The 18,644-nt window shown below is 70.7% G+C and carries 17 protein-coding genes and 1 pseudogene; 11 read left to right on the forward strand and 7 right to left on the reverse strand.

From position 1 onward, the window contains the following. Positions 1-50 precede the first annotated feature (50 nt). A pseudogene (metK, locus tag B9D87_RS02880) lies at positions 51-1,261 on the forward strand (methionine adenosyltransferase). Here metK and B9D87_RS02885 read toward each other — a convergent pair. From B9D87_RS02885 to B9D87_RS02900, 4 genes are read right to left on the reverse strand one after another with little or no spacing between them, the layout of a single operon-like run. Next, positions 1,245-1,817, reverse strand: a complete 573-nt coding sequence (locus tag B9D87_RS02885) for a pyridoxamine 5'-phosphate oxidase family protein (RefSeq protein WP_007774373.1) — start codon at positions 1,815-1,817, stop codon at positions 1,245-1,247. The pseudogene metK and the gene B9D87_RS02885 sit on opposite strands and share 17 nt — an antisense overlap. Positions 1,818-1,833: 16 nt before the next feature. After that, positions 1,834-3,330, reverse strand: coding sequence for a flavin-containing monooxygenase (locus tag B9D87_RS02890; protein WP_040631357.1), 1,497 nt, complete (start codon positions 3,328-3,330; stop codon positions 1,834-1,836). Positions 3,331-3,340: 10 nt separating this feature from the next. Continuing rightward, entirely contained in the window at positions 3,341-4,312 is a 972-nt protein-coding gene (locus B9D87_RS02895; RefSeq protein WP_007774371.1) for an alpha/beta hydrolase, read from the reverse strand. Between the two features lie 22 nt (positions 4,313-4,334). Continuing rightward, a complete protein-coding gene (locus B9D87_RS02900) occupies positions 4,335-5,309 on the reverse strand; it encodes an esterase LipI (protein ID WP_007774370.1) in 975 nt (324 codons plus the stop codon). Here B9D87_RS02900 and B9D87_RS02905 point away from each other — a divergent pair. The 3 genes from B9D87_RS02905 to B9D87_RS02915 all read left to right on the forward strand — a co-directional run bounded on the left by B9D87_RS02905 (position 5,308) and on the right by B9D87_RS02915 (position 8,788). Further along, on the forward strand, positions 5,308-6,081 hold the full coding sequence (locus tag B9D87_RS02905; RefSeq protein ID WP_040631355.1) for a lysoplasmalogenase: 774 nt from the start codon (positions 5,308-5,310) through the stop codon (positions 6,079-6,081). The two genes, B9D87_RS02900 and B9D87_RS02905, sit on opposite strands and share 2 nt — an antisense overlap. 79 nt (positions 6,082-6,160) lie before the next feature. After that, positions 6,161-8,173, forward strand: a complete 2,013-nt coding sequence (locus tag B9D87_RS02910) for a primosomal protein N' (RefSeq protein WP_174320961.1) — start codon at positions 6,161-6,163, stop codon at positions 8,171-8,173. Between the two features lie 129 nt (positions 8,174-8,302). Next, the gene (locus tag B9D87_RS02915) at positions 8,303-8,788 is read left to right on the forward strand and encodes a MarR family winged helix-turn-helix transcriptional regulator (RefSeq protein ID WP_007774365.1); all 486 of its coding nucleotides are present in this window, start codon (positions 8,303-8,305) and stop codon (positions 8,786-8,788) included. Here the strand turns inward: B9D87_RS02915 and B9D87_RS02920 are convergent. Next, entirely contained in the window at positions 8,785-9,615 is an 831-nt protein-coding gene (locus B9D87_RS02920; RefSeq protein ID WP_007774363.1) for a class I SAM-dependent methyltransferase, read from the reverse strand. The two genes, B9D87_RS02915 and B9D87_RS02920, sit on opposite strands and share 4 nt — an antisense overlap. Positions 9,616-9,800: 185 nt before the next feature. Between B9D87_RS02920 and fmt the strand changes: the two genes are divergently transcribed. The 4 genes from fmt to ribD all read left to right on the forward strand — a co-directional run bounded on the left by fmt (position 9,801) and on the right by ribD (position 13,988). Continuing rightward, positions 9,801-10,748 (forward strand): methionyl-tRNA formyltransferase, encoded by a 948-nt coding sequence (gene fmt / locus B9D87_RS02925; RefSeq protein WP_007774362.1) that lies wholly within the window; start codon positions 9,801-9,803, stop codon positions 10,746-10,748. Further along, positions 10,745-12,184, forward strand: coding sequence for an RsmB/NOP family class I SAM-dependent RNA methyltransferase (locus tag B9D87_RS02930; RefSeq protein ID WP_007774361.1), 1,440 nt, complete (start codon positions 10,745-10,747; stop codon positions 12,182-12,184). The genes fmt and B9D87_RS02930 overlap by 4 nt, the downstream gene beginning before the upstream one ends. A gap of 83 nt (positions 12,185-12,267) precedes the next feature. After that, positions 12,268-12,966: a ribulose-phosphate 3-epimerase gene (gene rpe, locus B9D87_RS02935; RefSeq protein WP_007774360.1), complete on the forward strand. Its 699-nt coding sequence runs from the start codon at positions 12,268-12,270 to the stop codon at positions 12,964-12,966. Continuing rightward, positions 12,963-13,988, forward strand: a complete 1,026-nt coding sequence (gene ribD, locus B9D87_RS02940) for a bifunctional diaminohydroxyphosphoribosylaminopyrimidine deaminase/5-amino-6-(5-phosphoribosylamino)uracil reductase RibD (RefSeq protein ID WP_007774359.1) — start codon at positions 12,963-12,965, stop codon at positions 13,986-13,988. The genes rpe and ribD overlap by 4 nt, the downstream gene beginning before the upstream one ends. On the opposite strand, the gene B9D87_RS02945 is transcribed toward ribD, so the two are convergent. Continuing rightward, positions 13,985-15,565 (reverse strand): MFS transporter, encoded by a 1,581-nt coding sequence (locus B9D87_RS02945; RefSeq protein ID WP_007774358.1) that lies wholly within the window; start codon positions 15,563-15,565, stop codon positions 13,985-13,987. The two genes, ribD and B9D87_RS02945, sit on opposite strands and share 4 nt — an antisense overlap. After that, complete coding sequence (locus tag B9D87_RS02950) at positions 15,562-16,269, reverse strand: LppX_LprAFG lipoprotein (RefSeq protein WP_007774356.1); 708 nt, start codon at positions 16,267-16,269, stop codon at positions 15,562-15,564. Before B9D87_RS02950 ends, B9D87_RS02945 begins: the two co-directional genes overlap by 4 nt. 118 nt (positions 16,270-16,387) lie before the next feature. Here B9D87_RS02950 and B9D87_RS02955 point away from each other — a divergent pair, with 118 nt between their 5' ends. From B9D87_RS02955 to B9D87_RS02965, 3 genes are all read left to right on the forward strand, one after another. After that, positions 16,388-17,014 (forward strand): riboflavin synthase, encoded by a 627-nt coding sequence (locus tag B9D87_RS02955; RefSeq protein WP_007774354.1) that lies wholly within the window; start codon positions 16,388-16,390, stop codon positions 17,012-17,014. 40 nt (positions 17,015-17,054) lie between these two features. Next, complete coding sequence (locus tag B9D87_RS02960) at positions 17,055-17,963, forward strand: tyrosine-type recombinase/integrase (protein ID WP_007774352.1); 909 nt, start codon at positions 17,055-17,057, stop codon at positions 17,961-17,963. 242 nt (positions 17,964-18,205) lie between these two features. Further along, positions 18,206-18,556: a hypothetical protein gene (locus tag B9D87_RS02965; RefSeq protein ID WP_085382793.1), complete on the forward strand. Its 351-nt coding sequence runs from the start codon at positions 18,206-18,208 to the stop codon at positions 18,554-18,556. The last annotated feature ends 88 nt before the right edge of the window (positions 18,557-18,644 follow it).

An 18,644-nucleotide genomic window follows, 5' to 3' on the forward strand; every position in this document is an offset into this window, starting at 1 on the left:
CCGACGCCAGCCGATATAATTCGGCTAACTAATTAATTGGAAGGATTGGCATGAGCGAAAAGGGTCGCCTGTTTACCAGTGAGTCGGTGACTGAGGGACATCCCGACAAGATCTGTGACGCGATCAGCGACTCGGTCCTCGATGCCCTGCTGGCGCAGGACCCCCGCTCACGTGTCGCCGTCGAGACGCTGGTCACCACCGGGCAGGTGCACGTGGTGGGTGAGGTGACCACCACCGCCAAGGAGGCGTTCGCCGACATCACCAACACCGTTCGCGAGCGCATCCTCGACATCGGCTACGACTCCTCGGACAAGGGCTTCGACGGCAGCACGTGCGGGGTCAACATCGGCATCGGCAAGCAGTCGCCCGACATCGCCCAGGGCGTCGACACCGCCCACGAGCACCGCGTCGAGGGCGCCGCCGACCCGCTGGACCTGCAGGGCGCCGGCGACCAGGGTCTGATGTTCGGCTACGCGATCAACGACACCCCCGAGCGGATGCCGCTGCCCATCGCGCTGGCCCACCGGCTGTCGCGGAAGCTGACCGAGGTCCGCAAGAACGGCACGCTGCCCTACCTGCGCCCGGACGGCAAGACGCAGGTCACCATCGAGTACGAGGACGACGTTCCGGTCCGCCTGGACACCGTGGTGGTCTCCACCCAGCACGCCGACGGCATCGACCTGGAGAAGACGCTGGACCCCGACATCCGCCAGCACGTGCTCAAGACCGTGCTGGACGAGCTCGCCCACGACACCCTGGACTCGTCGGCGACGCGGGTGCTGGTGAACCCCACCGGCAAGTTCGTTCTCGGCGGCCCGATGGGCGACGCCGGCCTGACCGGCCGCAAGATCATCGTGGACACCTACGGCGGCTGGGCCCGCCACGGCGGCGGCGCCTTCTCCGGCAAGGATCCCTCCAAGGTGGACCGGTCGGCGGCCTACGCGATGCGCTGGGTGGCCAAGAACATCGTCGCCGCCGGGCTGGCGGAGCGGGTCGAGGTGCAGGTGGCCTACGCCATCGGCAAGGCGGCCCCGTCGGGCTGTTCATCGAGACCTTCGGCACCGCCACGGTCGACCCGGTCAAGATCGAGAAGATCGTGCCCGAGGTGTTCGACCTGCGGCCCGGCGCGATCATCCGCGACCTGGACCTGCTGCGCCCGATCTACGCGCAGACCGCCGCGTACGGCCACTTCGGCCGCACCGACATCGAGCTGCCCTGGGAGCAGCTCAACAAGGTCGACGACCTCAAGCGCGCGATCTAGGCGGCGGGTGGTCCGCGTCCAGCGCGGGCAGCCCGTCGATGCTGCGCCGGTTGCGTTCGACCAGCCGGACATACGCCTCGTCGGGAGCCTTGGCGTGGTGCGCGTCGAGCACCGGCCGTTCGTCGACGAGATCGTAATAGGGCACCGCGAATCCGCACGCGTCGGCGATCCGCTCCACGTCGACCACGATGATGGCGCGGGCCCCGGCGCGCCGGCCGCCGAAATGCCGCATCAGATCGGCGAATTCGGCGTGGTCCGGGCGGATCGCCCGTCCGGTGCCGAACAGCCGCAGGATCCGCGAGTTGCGGGTGAACGAGCAGAACATCACGGTGATGCGGCCGTTGTCGCGCAGATGGGCGATGGTTTCCACGCCGCTGCCGAACAGGTCAAGGTAGGCAACGGTGTGCTCGTCGAGCACCGCGAAGGTGTCGCGATATCCCTTGGGGGACAGGTTGATTCGTCCACCCTCGGACGGTGCGGTGGCAACGAAGAATACGGCCTGTTCGTGGATGAAGTCGCGCAGCGACCCGTCGATGCTTTCAAATTCCTTCGCCACGTGAGCAGCGTAGCCGCTAGCTGGTGAACCGGTAGTCGTCCAGGTTGAACCGCCGGCTGCGCCAGTACACCTCCGGGGTGGTGCCCGGGCGCAGCGGCACGTCGCCGTTCTTGTCGAAGTAGTAGCTGTTGGCCAGCCGGCAGCTGTCCTGCCAGAAGATCTGTTTGGGCCGCCGGCGCATCATCTCGGCGAAGTAGCGGTCGTTGGCCTCCTGGCTCACCTCGACGCGGGTCGCGCCGACGCGCTTGGCCCGCTTCAGGCAGCGCACGATGTGGTGGGTCTGCGCCTCGATCAGCGCGAAATACGAAGAGCCGACGTAACCGTACGGGCCGAACACGGTGAACAGGTTGGGGAACCCCGGCACCGTGACGCCCTCGTAGGCCTGCAGCCGGTGCTCGTCCCAGAAGCGGCTCAACGACTTTCCGCCGCTGCCGGTCACGGCGAAGGTGGGCACGTTGTCGGGATCCATCACCTTGAAGCCGGTAGCCAGGATCAGCACCTCGACCTCGTGGTTCTCGCCGTCGGTGGTGGCCACCGCGTCGGGCGTGATCTTGTCGATCGGTTCGGTGACCAGCCGCACGTTGTCGCGGTTGAAGGTGGCGAGGTAACCGTTGTGGAAGCCGGGGCGTTTGCAGCCGACGGCGTACTGCGGGGTGAGCTGTTCGCGCACGACGGGGTCCCGAACCTGTTGCCGCAGATAGGACTTCCCCAGCGAGGCCATCCTCTTGGCCAGCGGGAGGACCGTGAAATAGTGCGCCGAGATGGGGAAGGTGAGCTCCACGTAGGCCTGGCTGAGCAGGCGCTGCAGGAACTTGCCGCCGGGAACTCGCATGGCCCAGCGCGCCGGTGCGGGCAGCGGGACGTCGAACTTCGGGAAGCACCAGATCGGGGTGCGCTGAAAGACCGTGAGCGACGACACGATCGGCGCGATCTCGGGAATCACCTGCACGGCCGAGGCGCCGGTGCCGATCACCGCCACGCGCTTGCCGCGCAGATCCTGGCCGTGATCCCACCGGGCCGTGTGCATGGTGATGCCGCCGAACGAGTCCACGCCGTCGATGTCGGGCAGGTTCGGCACCGTCAGCACGCCGCAGGCGCTGATCAAGAACCGGGCCGTGATTTCTCCGGCCGGGTCGGTCTGCACCCGCCACAGGCCGCGCTCGTCGTCGAACTCGGCGGTTTGCACCTTGGTGTTGAACCGGATCCGGGAGCGGATGCCGTACTTGTCGGCGCAGTGTTCGGCGTAGGCCTTGAGCTCGCGGCCCGGCGCGTAGGTGCGCGACCAGTGCCGGCTCTGTTCGAAGGAGAACTGGTAGGAGAACGACGGAATGTCCACGGCGATACCGGGGTACGTGTTCCAGTGCCAGGTGCCGCCGACCCCGTCGCCGGCCTCGATCACCAGGTAATCGGGCAGCCCGGCCCTGTCTAGGTTGATCGCCGCACCGATGCCGGAGAACCCGGCCCCGATGATCAGCGTGTGATAGTCCGGGACTTCGTCGTCGTGCGTCACCATCGTTGCCTGCCTAGGGGTGCAGCGCTTTATGGAGAGCCGTCAGGCCGCGCTCGGTGGCCTCCGCGGCGGCGGGGATCGCCAGGGCGAAGCTGACGAAGCCGTGCACCAGGGTGGGCTCGTTGCTCAGCTCCACCGGCACGCCGGCGGCGCCCAGCAGCTCGGCGTAGCGGGCGCCGTCGTCGCGCAGCGGATCGTGTCCGGCGGTGCCGATGTAGGCCGGCGCCAGCCCGGACAGGTCCGCGGCGTTGGCCGGGGCCATGGTGGTGGGCAGCGACTTCGGGTCGGTGATGTCGAGGTCGGGCACGTACCAGGACAGAAACGCGTCGATGACCTCACGGTTCAGGATCGGCGCCTCGGCGTTGTCGGTGTACGACGGCAGCGACTGGTCGGCGGTGACCGTGGGGTACCACAGCAACTGGAACCGCAGCGCCGGGCCGCCGTTGTCGGCGTTGTCGCGGGCCAGCAGCGCCGTCACCGCGGCGAGGTTGCCACCCGCCGAGTCGCCGGCCACGGCGATGTTGTCCGGGTCGCCGCCGAGCTCGGCGGCGTTCTCGGCGACCCAGCGCAGGGCCGCCCAGCAGTCGTCCACGCCGGCCGGGAACGGGTGCTCGGGCGCCAGCCGATATCCGACGGACACCACGATGGCCTCGGCGCCGACGGCGTGTGCGCGGGCGACCGGGTCATGGGTGTCCAGGTCGCCCAGGCAGAAGCCGCCGCCGTGGTAGAAGACGACCACGGGCAGCGGGCGCAGCTCGCTGTCGGGCCAGTAGATGCGCACCGGGATGCCGGTGCGCTCGCCGTGGGCGATCGTGCGGTCCTCGATCCGCAGGTCCGGCAGCATTTTCGGCGGCACCTTGAGCATCCGGAGCCGCGAGCGGGCGACCTCGACACCGTCGGCCTCGCGGAAGGTCATCGGGAAGGCGTCGAGCAGCGCCTTGAACGCCGGATCGATCCCGGGCCGGGCGGCGGTCGGCTCGCTCATGGGTTCACCGTACGCCGCGCGGTCAGCGGTGCAGGGCGGTTCGCAGCGCCTCCAGCCCGGCCTCGAGGGCCGCGGTGGCGGCGGGCACCACGCCGGCATAGCCCAGGTAGCCGTGCACCAGCGTCTCGGCGTTGTGCACCCGGGCGTCGACACCGGCGGCGGTCAGCAATTCGCCGTAGCGGATGCCGTCGTCGCGCAGCGGGTCGTACCCGGCGACGGCGATGTAGGCCGGCGCCAGGTTGCTCAGGTCCTTCGCGCGCCCCGGCGCCATGTCCGACGGCGGATCGGACAGGTCGACTTCGCCCGCGTACCAACGCGAGAACTCCGCGACGGCCTTGACGTCCAGGATCGGCGCGGTGGCGTTCTCGGTGAACGACGGCAGCGACGCGTCCCACATGGTCGACGGGTACCACAGCAGCTGGAACACGATCGGCGGGCCGGCGTTGTCCCGTGCCCGCTGCACCACCGCGGCGGAGATGGTGCCGCCGGCCGAATCCCCGGCGACGGCGACCCGGTTCGGGTCGCCGTGCAGTTCGGCGGCGTGCTCGGCGACCCAAAGCGTTGCGGCCCAAGCGTCTTCGACGGCGGCGGGGTAGGGGTGCTCGGGCGCCAGCCGGTAGTCGACCGACACGACGATCGCGTCGGCGCCGACCGCGTGCTGACGCGCGGTGCCGTCGTGGGTGTCGAGGTCGCCGATGACGAACCCGCCGCCGTGGAAATACAGCACGACGGGCGCCGCGGGGCCTTCCACGGGCCCATCGGAATGGCTTGGCGGCCAATAGATCCGGACCGCGATGGCGCCCGCGGGCCCGGGAATCGTGCGGTCCTCGACCCGCAGCTCGGGATGCAGCGGCCGGCGCGGCAGATCCCGGAACCGCTGCCGCGCCGCGTCGATTCCGTCCTCAGTGGATAGCCGGAACGGAACCGCATCCAGTACCTTCTGCAGGATGGGGTCGATAGCGGGTTTCTCGTCGGCTGTGTTATCCAAGCTGGGCATGGACGTACCGTACGCACCTCGTGTGGTGGCCGGCGCCTGGGTGGTGGCCGGCTGGGTGGCCCTCGGCTACGGCATCTACCTGACCGTGCTGGCGCTGCGCTCGCCACCGGGAATCGAGCTGACCGGGCACTGGGTGGCGCAGCCGGCGTTCAAGGCCTCGATGGCGTTGCTGCTGACCCTGGCCGCGGCCGGGCACGCCGTCGTCCGCGAGCGGCGGTGGCTGATGGCGGCGCTGCTGCTCTCGGCGGTCGGCGACTGGGTGCTGGCGATCCCGTGGTGGACGCTGTCTTTCGTGGTGGGCCTGGCGGCATTCCTGTTGGCGCACATGTGTTTTGTGGGCGCGCTGCTGCCGCTGGTGCCGACGTTCTCGAAGGATGCGCCGCCGTCGACGGCGCGCGTCGTTGCGGTGGTCCTGATGTGTGCGGCGTCGATCGTGCTGCTGGGCTGGTTCTGGCCGCACCTGGGCGCGGAGAAGCTGACGCTTCCGGTGACGGTCTACATCGTGGTGCTGACCGCGATGGTGTGCACGGCCCTGCTGGCCAAACTGCCGACGATCTGGACGGCGGTGGGGGCGGTGTGTTTCGCGGCCTCGGACTCGATGATCGCCATCGCCCGCTTCATCCTGGGCAATGAGGCGCTGGAGGTGCCGATCTGGTGGTCGTATGCGGCGGCCCAGATCCTGATCACGGCCGGGTTCTTCTTCGGCCGCGAGTTTCCCGCCCAGCAATCGGGGGCGGCCGCCGGAGATGCCCCGGCGCCCGCCGAGGGCTGATTGTCACCCGTGCCCGCTAGGCTGCGGACCGGACGGTAAAAACATTGAATGACACCATGATTCGCGGTCCGGGGTCGCGATGAGCCCCGGCGTGCGCACGCCCGTCGAGGTGGAGCCCATCGCCCGGGTGCTGCCGATGCTGTCGGTGCCGCACCTGGATCGCGAGTTCGACTACCTGGTGTCGGCCGAGCAGTCCGACGACGCCCAGCCCGGGGTGCGGGTGCGGGTGCGCTTCCACGGCCGGCTGGTCGACGGATTCGTGCTGGAGCGCCGCAACGACACCGATCACCCCGGCAAGCTCGGCTGGCTGGATCGCGTCGTGTCGGCCGAACCGGTGCTCACCCCGGAGATCCGCCGGCTGGTCGACGCGGTGGCCGCCCACTACGCGGGCACCCGTCCCGACGTGCTGCGCCTGGCCGTGCCCGCCCGCCACGCCCGGGTGGAGCGGGAAGCCCTGGTCAGCCGCGATCCGGTCGTCCCGGACCCCGTCGACCCGTCGGCCTGGGACGGCTACGGCCGCGGCGCCCAGTTCCTGGCCGCCCTGGCCGAATCGCGCGCCGCCCGCGCCGTCTGGCAGGCGCTGCCGGGCGAGTCGTGGACGGACCGCTTCGCCGAGGCCGCCGCGCACACCGTGCGGACCGGCCGCTCGGTGCTGGCGATCGTTCCCGACCAGCGCGACCTGGACGCGCTGTGGCAGGCCGCGACGGCGCGGATCGACGAGGGCAGCGTGGTGGCCCTGTCGGCCGGCCTGGGTCCGGCGGCCCGGTACCGGCGCTGGCTGGCGGCGCTGCGCGGTACCGCCCGGCTGGTGATCGGCACGCGCAGCGCGGTGTTCGCGCCGCTGAGCGATCTCGGGCTGGTCATGGTGTGGGCCGACGCCGACGACAGCCTGGCCGAGCCGCGTGCGCCCTACCCGCACGCCCGCGAGGTGGCGATGCTGCGTGCCCATCAGGCCCGGTGCGCGGCACTGATCGGCGGCTACGCGCGCACCGCCGAGGCCCAGGCGCTGGTGCGCAGCGGCTGGGCCCACGACATCGTCGCGGCCCGGCCGGTGGTGCGCGCGCGTACGCCGCGGGTGATCGCGCTGGACGACACCGGCTACGCCGACGAACGCGACCCGGCGGCGCGCACGGCGCGGATACCGTCCATCGCGCTGCGCGCCGCCCGCTCGGCGCTGCAGGCCGGGGCGCCGGTGCTGGTGCAGGTGCCGCGGCGGGGCTATGTCCCGTCGCTGGCGTGCGCGCGGTGCCGGACCATCGCCCGCTGCCGGCACTGCACGGGCCCGCTGTCGTTGCAGGAGGGCGGCGCGGCGCTGCTGTGCCGTTGGTGTGGCCGCGTCGACCCGACGCGACGGTGCGTGCGCTGCGGGTCGGACGCGGTGCGCGCCGTCGTCGTCGGCGCCCGGCGCACCGCCGAGGAACTCGGACGCGCGTTTCCCGGCACGGCGGTGATCACGTCGTCGGGTGACGGCGTGGTGCCCGAGGTCGCGGCCGGCCCGGCGCTGGTGGTGGCCACCCCGGGCGTCGAGCCCCGCGCGTCCGGCGGTTACGGGGCCGCGCTGCTGCTGGACACCTGGGCGCTGCTGGGCCGCCAGGACCTGCGCGCGGCCGAGGATGCGCTGTGGCGCTGGATGACCGCCGCCGCGCTGGTGCGCGCCCGCGGCGACGGCGGTGTGGTGATGGTGGTCGCCGAATCGTCGCTTCCCACGGTGCAATCGCTGATCCGCTGGGATCCGGTGGGTCATGCGGAGGCCGAAGTGATCGCGCGGGCCGAGGTCGGTCTGCCGCCCAGCGTCCACATGGCCGCCGTCGACGGGACGGCCGGCGCCGTGACCGCGCTGCTCGAGGCGGCCAGGCTATCCGACCAGGAGTCCTTCGACGCGGATTTGCTTGGGCCGGTGGACCTTCCGGCCGGCGTGCGTCGCCCGGCCGGAACTCCGCCCGGTGCCCCGGTGACGCGAATGCTGGTGCGCGTGCCCCGCAGGCAGGGGCTGGCGCTGGCGGGAGCGCTGCGGCGCGGCGTCGCCGTGCTCAGCGCCCGCCAGACCCATGAGCCGGCCCGGGTGCAGATCGACCCGTTGCACATCGGCTAGGCTTCACGAACTATTACCCTAGGCGACAGTATGCGCGTGCAATAATCTCTTTTTACGACATTAGAGTGTTGCTACACTTTCTAATCCTTAGCCGCCGAGAGGTCCGGAAACCATCCGGGAAGGGGCGATATGGCAGCCGACAACACCACGGTTGACGAATCGTTGGACGTCATCACCGATGCCCTGCTGACGGCCTCCCGTTTGCTGATGGCCATCTCGGCTCGCTCCGTCGGGCAGGTCGACGAGACCATCACCATCGCGCAGTTCCGGACGCTGGTGATCCTGTCCAATCGCGGACCGGTCAACCTGGCCACGCTCGCCGGCCTGCTGGGCGTGCAGCCGTCGGCCACCGGCCGGATGGTGGACCGGCTGGTCGCCGCCGGGCTGATCGACCGCTTGCCGCACCCGACCTCGCGGCGCGAACTGCTCGCCGCGCTGACCGCGCGCGGCCGCGACGTCGTCCACCAGGTCACCGCGCACCGGCGCACCGAGATCGCCGCCATCGTGGCGAAGATGCCGCCGGCCGAGCGGCACGGCCTGGTGCGTGCCCTGACGGCCTTCACCGCCGCCGGCGGCGAGCCCGACGTCCACCTGGACGCCGACATCGACCTTTAGCCGCCCATCCGCTTCCGGGCGGTCAGCAGCAGGTACTCCCAGCCCATCGTGCCGGCTGCCAGGTGCTGCTGCGCGAGTTCGACGAGCTGGGCGTCCAGCTCAGCCGTCAGCACCGGGTTGTGGCCGATGTTCGCGTACGCCTCGATCGTCGGGCCGTAGTGCCGCTTGAAGTACGCGTGCACGGCCTCGGCGCTGTCGAACCGGTTGACCGCCAACATGCCTCGCGCCGTGGTGATCTCGCCGATCTGGCTGCCGAGCAGCGCGGCGGCATAACGCGGGCGTCCCCACAGCGCGGCCGGCGGCACCGGGTGCGACAGGCTGGGGCGGTAGGGCCGAATGGTGGCGAGCATGCGGCCGAAGAACCCCTCGGGGGTCCAGCTGATCACGCCGATGGTGCCGCCCGGCCGGCAGACCCGGACCAGCTCGGAGGCGGCGCGCTGTTGATCGGTGGCGAACTGCACGCCGATCGCGGACAGGACGACGTCGAACTCGCCGTCGCCGAACGGCAGCGCGTGCGCGTTGGCCTCCCGGTAGTCGATCTTCAGGCCCCGCGCCTCGGCCCTGATCCGCGACCGCTGCAGCAACTCCGGGGTGAGGTCGGTGGAGACGACGGTGGCACCGGCGGCGGCCGCCGGCAGCGAGATGTTGCCTGAGCCGGCCGCGACGTCGAGGACCCGCAGGCCGGGCCGGATGCCGGTGGCTTCGACCAGCGCGGGGCCAAGGGGCGCCATCACTTCCTCGGCCATCAGGGCGTAGTCGCCCAGCGCCCACACCATGCGGGACGTCGCGGCGGCCGAAGCGTCGTTGATCGGGGTATCGAGGGTCATCTAGACCTCCTTGGAGAGGGGAAGGGTTTGTCTTTCGACCTCGTTGTCGACGTGAATCGGCAGAGCCGCTCGCACCGCCAGTTAATGGCTGCCAGAAATAATAGCCATAGGCAACAGTGTACGCACGCACATCCCGCCGGCGCGGGCGGGTCGGGCCCGCGCCCGGCGCTTCCTAGACTGGGCCGGTGCGTCTCGTCTTCGCCGGAACCCCCGAACCCGCGCTACCCGCGCTGCGCCGCCTCATCGAGTCGCCGCGTCACGAGGTGATCGCGGTACTGACCCGGCCCGACGCCGCCGCCGGGCGGCGCGGCAAACCGGAGCCGTCACCGGTGGCCCGCGAAGCGCTCGATCGCGGGATTCCGGTGTTGCGGCCATCGCGGCCGAACTCGGACGAGTTCGTCGCGCAGCTGTCGGAGTTGGCGCCGGACTGCTGCGCGGTCGTGGCCTACGGCGCGCTGCTGCGCGACGGCCTGCTGGCCGTGCCCCCGCGGGGCTGGATCAACCTGCACTTCTCGCTGCTGCCCGCCTGGCGCGGCGCCGCGCCGGTGCAGGCGGCCATCGCCGCGGGCGACAGCATCACCGGCGCCTCGACGTTCCAGATCGAGCCGAGCCTGGACTCCGGCCCGATCTTCGGCGTCGTGACCGAGACGATCCGGCCGACCGACACCGCCGGGGAACTCCTTGAGCGACTGGCTGTTTCGGGCGCGGCACTGCTGTCGACCACGCTGGACGGCATCGCCGATGCGACGCTGACACCGGTGCCACAGCCCGCCGACGGGGTCAGCATCGCACCCAAGGTCACCGTCGAGCAGGCCCGGGTGCGCTGGGACCTGCCGGCGTTGGTCGTGGATCGCCGCATTCGCTCCGTCACGCCCAACCCCGGCGCGTGGACGCTGATCGGCGACCTGCGCATCAAACTGGGGCCGGTACAGGTTGCCGAGGCCACCGCCTTGCCCGGGCCGTCAGAACCGTTGCCGCCCGGTGCTATTCACGTCGACCGCAAGAGCGTCTGGGTCGGGACGGGCTCCGACCCGGTGCGGCTGGACCAGATCCAGCCGCCCGGAAAGAAATTCATGAACGCGGTCGACTGGGCGCGCGGCGCCCGCCTCGACCCCGAGGTGCGGGCGACATGAGCACCGGGCGCGACAGGCCGCAGCGCGGCCGCCCGGAGCGCAAGCCGCCGCGACCGCAGCAGCGTGACCGCCGGCCGCCGCGCCGGCCCCTGGACCCGGCCCGGGCCGCCGCGTTCGACGTGCTTCGGGCGGTCCGCGAACGCGATGCCTACGCGAACCTGGCGCTGCCCGCGCTGCTGCGCGACCGCGGAATCACCGGCCGCGACGCGGCATTCGCCACCGAGCTCACCTACGGCACCTGCCGCTCCCGCGGGCTGCTCGACGCCGTCATCGGCGCGGCCGCGGGGCGCTCGCCGGAAGCCATCGACCCGGTGCTGCTCGACCTGCTGCGGCTCGGCGCGTATCAGTTGCTGCGCACCCGGGTCGACGCGCACGCCGCGGTGTCCACTACCGTCGAGCAGGCGGGAATCGAATTCGACTCGGCGCGAGCGGGTTTCGTCAACGGAGTGCTGCGCACCATCTGCGGGCGCGACGAGCAGTCCTGGGTCGCCGAGCTGGCCCCCGACCCGGCGCAGGATCCGATCGGGCGCGCCGCGTTCGTGCATGCCCACCCGCGGTGGATCGCGCAGGCCTTCGCCGATGCGTTGGGTGCCGCCGCGACCGAACTCGACGCGGTACTGGCCAGCGACGACGAGCGGCCCCAGGTGCACCTGGCCGCCCGCCCCGGCGCGCTGACCGCCGCGGAACTGGCCGACGCGGTGGACGGGACCGCCGGCCGCTATTCGCCGTACGCGGTGTACCTGCCGGGCGGCGATCCCGGGCGGCTGGCGCCGGTGCGCGACAAAGTCGCGCTGGTCCAGGACGAGGGCAGCCAGCTGGTGGCCCGGGCGCTGGCCCTGGCCCCGGTCGACGGCGACGGCGGCCGGTGGCTGGACCTGTGCGCCGGGCCGGGCGGGAAGACGGCGCTGCTGGCCTCACTGGGCGTGCAGCAATTTCCGGAGTCCTTCCGGCTCACCGCGGTGGAGCCCGCGCCGCGCCGCGCCGAGCTGGTCGCCGAGAACACCCGCGGCCTGCCGGTCGATGTGCTGCGGGTCGACGGCCGGCAGACGGGGCTGGAGCCGACCTTCGACCGGGTGCTTGTCGACGCGCCGTGCACGGGACTGGGGGCGCTGCGCCGCCGGCCTGAAGCCCGGTGGCGGCGTCAGCCCGCGGACGTGCCCGCGCTGACCAGGTTGCAGCGCGAGTTGCTGGGCGCCGCGATCGCGCTGACCCGCCCCGGCGGCGTGGTGCTCTACGCCACCTGCTCGCCGCATCTGGCCGAGACCGTCGGCGTGGTCGCCGACGCGCTGCGCCGCCAACCCGTGAGCGCGCTGGACACCCGGCCGTTGTTCGAGCCCGTCGAAGACCTGGGCGACGGGCCACACGTCCAGCTGTGGCCACACCGGCACGGCACCGACGCGATGTTCGCGGCCGCGCTGCGCCGCGAGGCGGGGTAGCGGGGCCGCGGCAGATAGGACCCGGTCGCGGCCGCGCTGCGCCGGATGTGAAGCGGGCCGCGCGGCTCAGTAGTCTGGCGCTCATGCCTCGCAACCCGGAACCGTTACAGGGGCCTCTGATCGCGCCGTCGATCCTCGCCGCGGACTTCTCCCGGCTCGCCGACGAAGCCGCCGCAGTGACCGGCGCCGACTGGTTGCACGTCGACGTGATGGACAACCACTTCGTGCCGAATCTGACCCTCGGGCTGCCGGTGGTGGAGAGCCTGCTGGCCGCCACCACCATCCCGATGGACTGCCACCTGATGATCGAGGACCCCGACCGCTGGGCGCCGCCGTATGCCGAGGCGGGCGCCTACAACGTCACCTTCCACGCCGAGGCCACCCAGAACCCGATCGCGGTGGCCCGCGATATCCGCGCCGCCGGCGCCAAAGCGGGGATCAGCGTCAAGCCGGGGACCCCGCTGGAGCCCTACCTGGAAATCCTGCCGCAGTTCGACACCCTGCTCATCATGTCGGTGGAGCCCGGTTTCGGCGGCCAGAGCTTCATTCCCGAGGTGCTGAGCAAGGTGCGCACCGCCCGCAAGCTCATCGAGGCGGGGGAGTTGACGATCCTCGTCGAGATCGACGGCGGCATCAACGCCGACACCATCGAGCAGGCCGCCGAGGCCGGCGTCGATTGCTTCGTCGCCGGGTCGGCCGTGTACGGCACCGAGGACCCGGAGGCCGCGATCGAGGCGTTGCGGCGTCAGGCCGCCGGTGCGTCGCCGCACCTGCGTCGATGACGGTTCCGCCGGGCGACAGCCTTGACGCCGCGATGCGCTTGGCGATCGACCAGTCCAACCACGTCAAAGGGACGACGTATCCGAACCCGCCGGTGGGGGCGGTGATCCTGGACGCCGGTGGCGAGGTGGTCGGCGTCGGCGCCACCGAACCGGTCGGCGGCGATCACGCCGAGATCCTGGCGCTGCGGCGGGCCGGCGAGCTCGCCGCCGGGGGTACCGCGGTGGTCACCCTCGAGCCGTGCAACCACTACGGCAGGACGCCGCCGTGCGTGAACGCCCTGCTCGACGCGAAGGTGGCCACCGTGGTGTACGCCGTCGCCGACCCGAACCCGGAGGCCGCCGGTGGAGCGGCCCGGCTCGAAGAGGCCGGCGTGGCGGTGGAGTGCGGGGTGCTGGCCGACGAGGTGAGCGGCGGCCCGCTGCGGGAGTGGCTGCACAAGCAGCGCACCGGGCTACCGCATCTGACCTGGAAATACGCCAGCAGCGTCGATGGCCGCAGCGCGGCGGCCGACGGCTCCAGCCAGTGGATTTCCAGCGAGGCCTCGCGGCTGGATCTGCATCGCCGGCGCGCGGCCGCGGGCGCGATCGTGGTGGGCACCGGCACCGTGCTGGCCGACGACCCGGCGTTGACCGCGCGGCTGCCCGACGGCTCGCTGGCCGACCGGCAACCCCTGCGCGTCGTCATCGGGATGCGCGAAATACCGTCGGAGGCAAAGGTTCTCAACGACGATTCGCGGACCATGCTGATCCGCACGCACGATCCGCTGGAGGTGCTCAAGGCCGTGTCCGACCGCACCGACGTGCTGCTGGAGGGCGGCCCGACGCTCGCGGGTGCCTTCCTGCGGGCCGGGGTGGTCAACCGGATCCTGGCCTACGTCGCGCCGACGCTGCTGGGCGGCCCCGTCACCGCGGTCGACGACGTCGGCGTGCCCACGATCACGCGGGCGCTGCGCTGGCAGTTCGATGGCGTCGATCGGGTCGGGCCGGACCTGCTGCTCAGCCTGGTGCCGCGCAGCGGCTAGCGCTCACCCAACGAGACCGCTTGCGGCTCGGCGATTTCCGGTTCCTCGGCGTGCTCCTTGCGCCCGCCGATCAGCAGACCCAGCAGTGCTCCCAAAATGCAGATCACCACGGTGGCCGAGAAGATGTCGCCATACATCATGGCGAAGGCCTTGAGGTACATCGTGCCCTGGGCGGCGATGCGCTCCAGCAGGGAGGCGTTGGCCGGGATCGCCGCGGTCAGGCCCGCCACGATCTGGTTGAACCGGTACAGGCCCCACGCGGTGAGCGCGGCCACGCCGATCAGCATGCCGGTCATCCGGGCCACCACCACGGCCGCCGAGGCGATGCCGTGTTCGGCCGATGGAACAACCCGCAGCGCCGCGGACGTCAGCGGCCCGATCACCAGGCCCAGGCCCAGACCGGCCACCAGCAGGTCGGCATGCAAGATGGGGACGCTGAACAATCCGAAGATGTTGTGCTTCTGGCTCAGCACGTCCTGGCGCCAGAAGTGGATCAGCCAGTACCCGTAGGCCGCGATCAGCAGGCCGACGAAAGCCATGATCCGGTCACCGACCCGGGTGGCGATCCAACCGCCCAAGACCGCCCCGATCGGCAGCGCGATCAGGAACCACAACAGCAGGCCGGCGGCCTGCGTCTCGTCCATCTGCAGCACGCCCTGGCCGAACAGCTCCACGTCGACCAGCGTCACCATCAGCGCGGCACCGGCGAACAACGAGGCGCCCAGCGCGGCCAGGAACGGGCGGAAGTGCACGCCCGCCGGTTCGATCAGCCGGGTGCGCGCGAAGCGCTCCCAGATCAGGAACAGCGCCGCGACCACGACCGCGCCGATGACCAGCGGCAACCCGTAGCTCGGCAGGATCTGCTTGCCGTCGGGTTGCGGGTTGTACAGACCGATCACCGCGAGGCCCAGGGCGACCGCCAGCAGCACGCCGCCGACCAGGTCGACCTTCTCGGGCCTCTCCACCCGTTCGTGCGAGGGCAGGCTGAACTGGATCATCACCATCGCGATGAGGGTCAGCGGGACGTTGATCCAGAACACGTAGCGCCAGTCGTGGGTGAGGAAGACGATGAAGATCCCGTACAGCGGGCCCAGCACGCTGCCGAGTTCCTGCGCGGCACCGATGCCGCCCAGCACGCCGGCGCGGTTGCGCTGCGCCCACAGATCGGCGCCCAGCGCGAGGGTGACCGGCAACAGGGCGCCGCTGGCCACACCCTGGATGGTGCGGCCGCCGACCAGCAGGTGGAAATCGCCCCAGTGACCGGCCAGCGCGGTGACCACCGAGCCGACGATGAACAGCGCCAGGCTGACCTGCAGCACCAGCTTGCGGCCGAACCGGTCGGACGCGCGGCCCAGCAGCGGCATGGCGGCGATGTAGCCCAGCAGGTACATCGTGATGATCCAGGTGATGCGCTGCAGCTGGTTAATCGGGATGTGAACGTCGGTCATGATGTCGCGCATGATCGTCACGACGACATAGGCGTCCAGGGCGCCCAGCAGGACCGCCAGGCTGCCCGCGCTGATCGCTACGCGGCGCCCGGTTTGGTGCCCGGCTGGAGCGGCGGTCTCCGCGGTCACGAGCTCACCGGGGGCTTGGTGACCTGAACCTGCTCGCCCCAGTTGGACAGGGTGATCTGGGCGGAGTTGCCCGAGCTCTTCTGCAGGTTGGCCTGGACCAGCTGGTGGTCACCGGACTCCTGGACCCACACCGTGCTCGGCACCGGCTGCGTCGCGTTGAACTGCGGCACGATCTTGTTCACCGCGTCGGCCGAGACGTTGCCGGTGATGCGAATGGTGTTCTGCCCGTTGATGTTTTCGCGGCCCTCGGCCTTGGCGTTGCTGAAGTTGGCCAGCGCGTTGCCCAGCCCGTTGTCGGGGTTCAGCAGCACCGAGACGTCGTAGACGTCGGAGGCCTTGCCGAAGTCGCTCCACTTGTTCGGGGTGAGGGTGGCGTACAGGGTTCCGTCGAGCACCACGAAGTTGGCGTCGATGTCGGAACCGCCCAGGGTGATGGTGGCGTTGCCCGACGCGGCGGTGGCCGGTGCCGTGGTGAGGTCACCGGTCAGCGTCTTGATGGGCAGCCCGGGGATCTTGCCCTGGATGCTCAGCGCGATGTGCGCGCTCTGCACCTTCTTGGTGGCGTCGGCCGACTGCTTGACCAAGGTCGTGCCGTCGGGAAGCGGCGCGCCGCTCTGCTTTGAGCCGGACGAACAGCCGGCGATCAAGGCGGTGGCGAGGGTTAGGGATGCGATGACGGCCGATATACGGCGGCGGGTCTGCATACTCTGCATCGTAGAGGGTGCGGGTGACTGCGCTGGTGAACGCGGGGTGCCGGTGTCGTCCCGGCGCGGCTGTTTGCCCTGCTCATCAGCGTGAGTGGGGGCCAATTAGCCTAAGGGGATGTTTACCGGAATTGTCGAGGAACTCGGCGAGGTGACGGCCCGCGACGTCCTTTCGGACGCCGCACGGCTGACCATCCGCGGTGCCGTCGTGACCGCCGACGCGGGCCATGGCGATTCGATCGCCGTCAACGGCGTGTGCCTGACCGTCGCCGAGCTGCTGCCCGGCGGGCAGTTCACGGCCGACGTGATGGCCGAATCGCTCAACCGGTCCAACCTGGGCGAATTGCAGGTCGGCAGCCGGGTGAACCTCGAGCGCGCCGCGGCCGTCAACAGCCGGCTGGGCGGGCACATCGTGCAGGGCCACGTCGACGGGACGGGGCGCATCGTGTCTCGGACGCCGTCGGAGCACTGGGAAGTGGTGCGCATCGAGATGCCCGCCGGCGTGGCCCGCTACGTCGTGGAGAAGGGATCGATCACCGTCGACGGAATCTCGTTGACGGTGTCCGGCCTGGGCGCCGAGCCGGGGGACTGGTTCGAGGTCTCGCTGATCCCCACCACCCGCGAATTGACCACCCTGGGCCGCGCCCCGGTCGGCACTCAGGTGAACCTCGAGGTCGACGTCATCGCCAAATATGTAGAGCGGCTCATGACGCAAACGGGCCGGTTTACCAGCGGAAACGAGTAAATAGCGGGGTGCATACCGTTACAGGTCTAAGGTAACGGGCATGACGGTTACCACCTCTCCGGACCTCTCCGACCTGCTCATTTCGTGGAAACTCGCCCTCGAAGGCTCCCGCAAATCCGCCCAGACCATCGGCTCCTACACCCTCGGTGCCCGGCTGTACCTCGACTGGTGCGCGGAGAACGGGCACCCTCCGGTACTAGACCGCAAGCAGGTCCAACGCTGGGTTGTCGAGCTGATGCACAGCGGCCGGTCGCCCGCGACGGCCCGCGCCCGCCTATCCGCCCTCCGGGCCTACTCCAAGTGGCTCGCGGCCGAGGAGGAGCTGCCCTCGGACCCGCTGCTCGGGATCGCCCCGCCCCGGCTCGACTCGAAGGTCGTGGACGCCCTCTCGACGGAGGAGCTGGCCGCGCTGATCCGGGCGTGCAAGGGCAAGGAGTTCATCGACCTGCGGGACGAGGCCGTGGTCCGGCTCTTCGCGGAAACCGGGATGCGGGCGCGCGAGCTACTCGGGCTCACGGTGGAGGACGTAGACCTCGGCCGAGGACTGATAACCGTCCAGCGGGGGAAGGGCGGCAAGGGCCGGATCGTCCCGTTCGGGGGAGCGACCGGCACGGCGGTGGACCGGTACCTGCGGAGGGCGCGACGGAAGCACCGCCTCGCTCACACGTCTAACGCGCTCTGGCTCGGCGGCGGAGGGCAGAAGTTCGGATATCACGGCCTCGACACGGCGCTGAAGCGCCGGGCCGAGCTGGCCGGCCTCCGGAGCTTCCATATCCATCAGCTCCGGCACACGTTCGCCTCGCGGTGGGTCACAGCGCAGGGGAGCGAGGGCGGCCTGATGGCCGTCGCCGGGTGGAGCTCCCGGCAGATGGTGGACCGGTACACGCGGTCGGTCGCGGCGGACCGGGCAGCGGCGGAAGCCCGCCGCCTGAATCTCGGCGACATCTGAAACGCCCCGGCGGGCCTCCGGCCGTTCCGGCACGGCAGGGGCTACGGTAAGCGACGGCAACACGAGAAACCACAGGCTCTGACACCGGCCGGGGACGGCCCGGACCTCCCACGAAAAGCCGCTCCACAAAGGCGATGGAGGTCCCCCGCACGCCAAGCGGGATATGACCGGGCGCAGGGCAGCGGGCTCCCAATGGGCTCGCTGCTACGCGCCCGGTTTCGCCTTTTCCGGAGGCGAACACGGTGTCTACCGACACACCCGATAACCCGAATCCCTACCCCAACCTGCGGCCGAAGAACCGGAGCCTAAACGGCCGGGTCGCCTCGTTGCAGAGCTGGGCGAATACGAAGGACCGGCGACAGCGGCTCGCCACCGCGCACGCCAACTCGCCGGTGGACATCGCTTGGCACGCAAAGAAAATGGGCTTCGACCCGGACGCGATGACCGAGGGCGAGTACCTGCAGGCCGAGGCTGCCCGGAAGGCGTACTTCGCCCGTCTCAACCGTAAGTCGGTCCAGGTCCGGCAGGCGAAAGCCGCCGCCCGCAAGGCAGCCCGCGAAGCAGCTCGCGAAACGAACGGCGGCACTCGGTGATCCGGGAACGCCGAAGGTCCGCCTTCTACGGGGTGCACTACGCCCCTCCAGCGGACCTCCTGTGGCACGGAACTAACGAGAACCAACC

The organism is Mycobacterium colombiense CECT 3035 (assembly GCF_002105755.1).
Lineage (GTDB): Bacteria > Actinomycetota > Actinomycetes > Mycobacteriales > Mycobacteriaceae > Mycobacterium > Mycobacterium colombiense.

Coding starts and splice junctions, on each gene's coding strand:
- B9D87_RS02955 (WP_007774354.1), top strand. CDS start 16,388: ATGTTTACCGGAATTGTCGAGGAACTCGGCGAGGTGACGGCCCGCGAC.
- B9D87_RS02900 (WP_007774370.1), bottom strand. CDS start 5,309: ATGCCCAGCTTGGATAACACAGCCGACGAGAAACCCGCTATCGACCCC.
- B9D87_RS02890 (WP_040631357.1), bottom strand. CDS start 3,330: ATGGTGACGCACGACGACGAAGTCCCGGACTATCACACGCTGATCATC.
- ribD (WP_007774359.1), top strand. CDS start 12,963: ATGACGGTTCCGCCGGGCGACAGCCTTGACGCCGCGATGCGCTTGGCG.
- B9D87_RS02905 (WP_040631355.1), top strand. CDS start 5,308: ATGGACGTACCGTACGCACCTCGTGTGGTGGCCGGCGCCTGGGTGGTG.
- B9D87_RS02950 (WP_007774356.1), bottom strand. CDS start 16,269: ATGCAGACCCGCCGCCGTATATCGGCCGTCATCGCATCCCTAACCCTC.
- B9D87_RS02915 (WP_007774365.1), top strand. CDS start 8,303: ATGGCAGCCGACAACACCACGGTTGACGAATCGTTGGACGTCATCACC.
- B9D87_RS02895 (WP_007774371.1), bottom strand. CDS start 4,312: ATGAGCGAGCCGACCGCCGCCCGGCCCGGGATCGATCCGGCGTTCAAG.
- B9D87_RS02910 (WP_174320961.1), top strand. CDS start 6,161: ATGAGCCCCGGCGTGCGCACGCCCGTCGAGGTGGAGCCCATCGCCCGG.
- B9D87_RS02920 (WP_007774363.1), bottom strand. CDS start 9,615: ATGACCCTCGATACCCCGATCAACGACGCTTCGGCCGCCGCGACGTCC.
- B9D87_RS02930 (WP_007774361.1), top strand. CDS start 10,745: ATGAGCACCGGGCGCGACAGGCCGCAGCGCGGCCGCCCGGAGCGCAAG.
- rpe (WP_007774360.1), top strand. CDS start 12,268: ATGCCTCGCAACCCGGAACCGTTACAGGGGCCTCTGATCGCGCCGTCG.
- B9D87_RS02960 (WP_007774352.1), top strand. CDS start 17,055: ATGACGGTTACCACCTCTCCGGACCTCTCCGACCTGCTCATTTCGTGG.